This is a genomic window from Kitasatospora sp. NPDC056181 (genome assembly GCF_042266225.1).
GTDB lineage: Bacteria > Actinomycetota > Actinomycetes > Streptomycetales > Streptomycetaceae > Kitasatospora.
Genome location: NZ_JBHJUK010000284.1, coordinates 1 through 4,549, shown reverse-complemented (window position 1 = coordinate 4,549; position 4,549 = coordinate 1). Strand labels below are relative to the sequence as shown.

The following is a 4,549-nucleotide window of genomic DNA, read 5'->3' as shown; positions in this document are numbered from 1 at the left end:
GGGGCCGCCGGGGCCGGGGTCCACAAGCCCCGGCCCCGACGGCCCCGTGGCGGTGGCTCCGACCCTCACGGAGCACCGCCGCCGCCGTCGACGCCCGCCCCCCGCCACGGCTGCTCTGCCGCGGCGGCAGCGGGGGCGGACGACCCGACGGAGCGGAAGGGGCACCGCCCGGGCAGGGGACGAGGGCGGCACCCCGGCCCGGGCGGCTGACGTACCGCGCGGGCGCCCCCTCCCGCGCGACGCGATGTCGGGGCAACCGGCAGGAGGGGAATCGGGAAGGTCGGGAGTGTCCTCGGAGGAACGTTCCACCGAACCATTGGCAACACTATCCAACATTTATCAACGCCAAGCAACACCCCACCCGCCGACCGGACACCCACGGCGACCGCCGTACGGGGCGGGCGCGGGCCGCACGGGGCAGCGGGCCCCCGGCACCCCGGCCCATCACCGGCGGCCACCTGGAACCGCCCGCCACTGGCCCCGAAGGGGCATCGGACACGACGGGCGGCGTCGGCCATGTCTACGTCACGGGCCGATATCGATTCCGGCCGATGCGCCAGGATGTTGACATGCGATTGCTTGGCGAGTTTTCTATGACGCAACGCGTTTGATCTCGTTTAAACGTGATCGACTAGAAAACTCTGAAGCGTCAGGCCTGGCCGCCCACCTCCCACCATCCGATCCAAGGGGTCCTCATGTTCAGTGCACCCACCCGCAGACTCTCCGCCGTCGTGGCCGCAGGGCTGCTCCTCCCGGCCGCCCTCACGGCCTGTTCGGACGGCCACGAGGCCGGCGGCAGCGGGGAGGTCGCCAAGGTCGACGGCAAGATCTCCATCACCTACCTGCAGAAGCAGGGCGACCAGGAGTACTTCGTCGGCGAGGCCGCCGGCGCCAAGGCCAAGGCCGCCGAACTCGGCGTCGACCTCAAGGTCGTCAACCTCGGCAACGACGCCAACAAGGCCGTCAGCGAGGCCAAGGCCGCCATCGCCCAGAAGAGCAACGCCATCATCGTCGTCGTCCCCGACCCGGCCGTCGGCCCGCAGATCGTCCAGACCGCCAAGGACGCCAAGGTCGCCCTGCTCACCTCGGACGACCAGATCTGCACCACCGGCCCCGACCCGGCCGGCTGCGCCCCGGAGAACCTGGTGCCCCGGATCGGCTTCAGCGGGGAGCAGATGGGCACCGAGGTCGGCAAGCGGGCCGGCCAGGAGTTCACCAAGGCGGGCTGGAACCCGGCCGAGACCCGCACCATCTCCGCCTGGAAGCAGGACGTCACCGTCTGCACCTCCCGGGTGAAGAGCGCCAAGACCGCCTTCGTGAGCGGCGGCGGCAACGGCGTGCAGAACATCGACGTCGCCACCGACAACACCCCCACCGGCGCCCAGGACAAGATCGCCGCCGTCGTCACCGCCAACCCCACCGTCAAGCACTGGGTGGTCTGGGGCTGCAACGACGAGAACGTGCAGGGCGGTGTGACCGCGCTGGAGAACGCCGGCTTCAAGGCGGAGAACGTCATCGGCGTGGGCCTCGGTGCCTACCTGGCCTGCAAGAACTGGAGCACCGACAAGCCCTCCGGCATGAAGGCCGCGCTGTTCATCAACGGCAAGGACGTCGGCGCGCTCGCCGTGCAGACGATCGTCGACAAGCTCAAGAACGGCAAGGAGTTCCCGAAGGAGGCCTTCGCGCCGACCACGATGGTCGACCCCGCCAACTGGAAGGCCTCCGGGGTCACCTGCAGCTGACCCGTCCCCGCGCCGGTACGGGTGCGGCGACGGCCGCCTCCGGTCCACCGCACCCGCCCGCCCGGCCCATGCACCCACCCGTGCCGCGGCGCCCCGTCACAGCGCCGGGACCGCCGAGATCCGCGTTCCTGCCACGGCACCCCGACGTATCTGCGAGGTTCCCATGAACTCCCCCGGCATCCGCCCCCCGGAGCCCCCTCCCCCCGCACGGCCCGCCGCCTCGGCCGTGGCCGTCGAAGGGGTCACCAAGCGCTTCGGTGCGGTCCAGGCCCTGTCCGGCGTCAGCCTGGACTTCCCCGCCGGGCAGGTCACCGCCCTGATGGGCGAGAACGGCGCCGGAAAGTCCACCCTGCTCAAGATCCTCACCGGGGACCACCAGCCCACCGAGGGCCGGATCCTGACCGACGGCCGGCCGGTCTCGTTCGGCTCCCCGGCGGAGGCCAGGGCGGCAGGCATCCGGATCATCCCGCAGGAACCCGAGATCATCCCGCACGTCTCGGTCGCCGAGAACGTCTACGCCGGCGCCCTCCCCCGCACCGCCGGACGACGCCTGGACCGCGCCGGACTGCGCCGCAGGATCACCGCCGACCTCGAACGGCTGGGCTTCGACAAGGTCCTCGACCCGGACCTCCTGGGCTCCGAGCTCACCCCCGCCCAGCGCCAGCTGGTGGAGATCCTGCGCGCCCTGACCGGCGAGGCGAAGGTCATCGCCTTCGACGAGCCGACCTCCTCGCTGTCGGAGAGCGAGGTCGACGCACTCTTCGCGCTCATCCGCCGGCTGCGGCAGGACGGCGTCGCCGTCATCTACGTCTCCCACCGCATGAAGGAGATCTTCCAGCTCGCCGACCGCATCGCCGTCCTGCGCGACGGCGCCGTGGCCGGTGTCCTGGAGGCCACGGACACGGACGAGGGCGAGGTGGTGCGCCTGATGGTCGGCCGGGACCTCTCCACCCTCTTCGTCCGCCAGGACGTCACCACCGACCGGGTCGTCCTCGACGTCCGCTCCCTGACCACCGACCACGTCCGGGACATCGACCTCCAGGTACGGGCCGGGGAGGTCGTCGCCCTCGCCGGGCTGATCGGCGCCGGACGCTCCGAACTCGCCCTCGCCCTCGCCGGGGACCACCCCGTCCGCAGCGGCACCATCACCCTCGACGGCCGACCCCTGCGCCCCGGCCGCCCCAGGGCGGCGATCGCCGCCGGCATCGGCCTCGCCCCCGAGGAGCGCAAGGCCCAGGCCCTGTTCCTGCACCGGTCGATCCGCGACAACACCTCGTTGGTCGTCCTGGACCGGCTGCGCCGCCTGCGCTTCGTGAACCGCCGCCGGGAACGCGCCCTGGCCCAGGAGTTCACGGACCGGCTGCGGGTGCGCACCCCCTCCGTCGAGCACGAGGTGCGCAAGCTCTCCGGCGGCAACCAGCAGAAGGTCGTCCTCGCCCGCTGGCTGGCCCGACGGCCGAAGCTGCTCATCCTCGACGAGCCGACCCGCGGCATCGACATCGGCGCCAAGTCCGAGATCTACCAGATCATCGCGGACCTGGCCCGCGAGGGCACCGCGCTGCTGGTGATCTCCTCCGAGCTGCCGGAGGTCCTCGGCCTCGCCGACCGCGTGGTGGTCATGCAGAACGGCCGGATCACCGGCGAACTCACCCGCGCGGCGGCGAACGAGGAGACCATCCTCCAGCTCGCCATGGCCGACGACCTCGCCCCCACCGGCCTCCCCCTCTCCCCCGCCCACACCGACGCAGCCCCCGGAGGCCGCTCATGACCACCGCGACGGCCCACCGGTCCACCGATTCCGGCACCCGCAAGCGCCCCTCGTTCGCCTCGCTCGGCGGACAGAACCTCAGCCTCATCGGCGCCCTCGTCGTCGTCCTCGCCCTCTTCGGCTCCCTGAACGACAACTTCCTCAGCCTGTCCAACCTCCAGGTCATCGCCGAGGCCGCCACCATCACCGGCCTGCTCGCCGTCGTGCAGACCGTCGTCATCATCTGCGGCGGCCTCGACATCTCCGTCGGCTCGCAGGCCGGCGTCGCCTCCGTCGTCTCCGCGATGGCCTTCACCTCCGCAGGCTCCAACGCCCTGGCCGGCATGGCCGCCGCCATCGGCGTAGGCCTGCTGGTCGGCATCCTCAACGGCGTCGTCATCGTCTACGGCCGGGTCAACCCCACCATCGCCACCCTGGCCGGCCTCGCCGCCTACAAGGGCCTCGCCCAACTCCTCTCCGACGGCCGCGCCCAGGGCTACGTCCTCAACGACGACGTCTTCGTCTTCCTCGGCCGCGGCAAGATCGCCGGCCTCCCGGTGATGGTCTGGATCCTCATCCTCACCGCCGTCGCCGTACACCTCCTCCTCAAGTACACCGACATCGGCCGCAACGTCTACGCCATCGGCGGCAACGACACCGCAGCCCGCCTCGCCGGCATCAACATCAACAAGTACCTCATCGCCGTCTACGCCCTCATCGGCGCCGTCGCCGCCGTCGCCGGCATCCTCCTCACCGCCCGCACCGGCTCCGGCCAGCCCGTCTCCGGCAGCGAGGGCCTGGAGCTCAAGGCCATCACCGCCGCCGCCCTCGGCGGCTGCGCCCTCAAGGGCGGCAAGGGCGGCATCGGCGGCACCCTGCTCGCCGTCGCCCTCCTCGGCTGCCTGGAGAACGGCCTCACCGTCCAGGGCATCAACACCTTCTGGCAGAACGTCGCCCAGGGCACCCTCCTGGTGGCCGCCGTCGTCATCCAGCAGCGCCGCAGCGGCGAACGCGCCGTCGGCCTGCCCGCCTGACCCCGACGCCGGCCCCCGCGCTCCCG

Annotated in this window: 3 protein-coding genes; all 3 read left to right on the top strand. The window is 71.9% G+C overall.

The window, feature by feature from the left end; genetic code table 11:
- The first annotated feature begins 695 nt into the window (after positions 1–695).
- On the top strand, positions 696–1,742 hold the full coding sequence (locus tag ACFC1F_RS42735; RefSeq protein ID WP_376167155.1) for a substrate-binding domain-containing protein: 1,047 nt from the start codon (positions 696–698) through the stop codon (positions 1,740–1,742).
- Between the two features lie 163 nt (positions 1,743–1,905).
- Positions 1,906–3,510 (top strand): sugar ABC transporter ATP-binding protein, encoded by a 1,605-nt coding sequence (locus ACFC1F_RS42730; protein ID WP_376167153.1) that lies wholly within the window; start codon positions 1,906–1,908, stop codon positions 3,508–3,510.
- Positions 3,507–4,523 (top strand): ABC transporter permease, encoded by a 1,017-nt coding sequence (locus ACFC1F_RS42725; protein WP_376167151.1) that lies wholly within the window; start codon positions 3,507–3,509, stop codon positions 4,521–4,523. The genes ACFC1F_RS42730 and ACFC1F_RS42725 overlap by 4 nt, the downstream gene beginning before the upstream one ends.
- Positions 4,524–4,549: the final 26 nt, after the last annotated feature.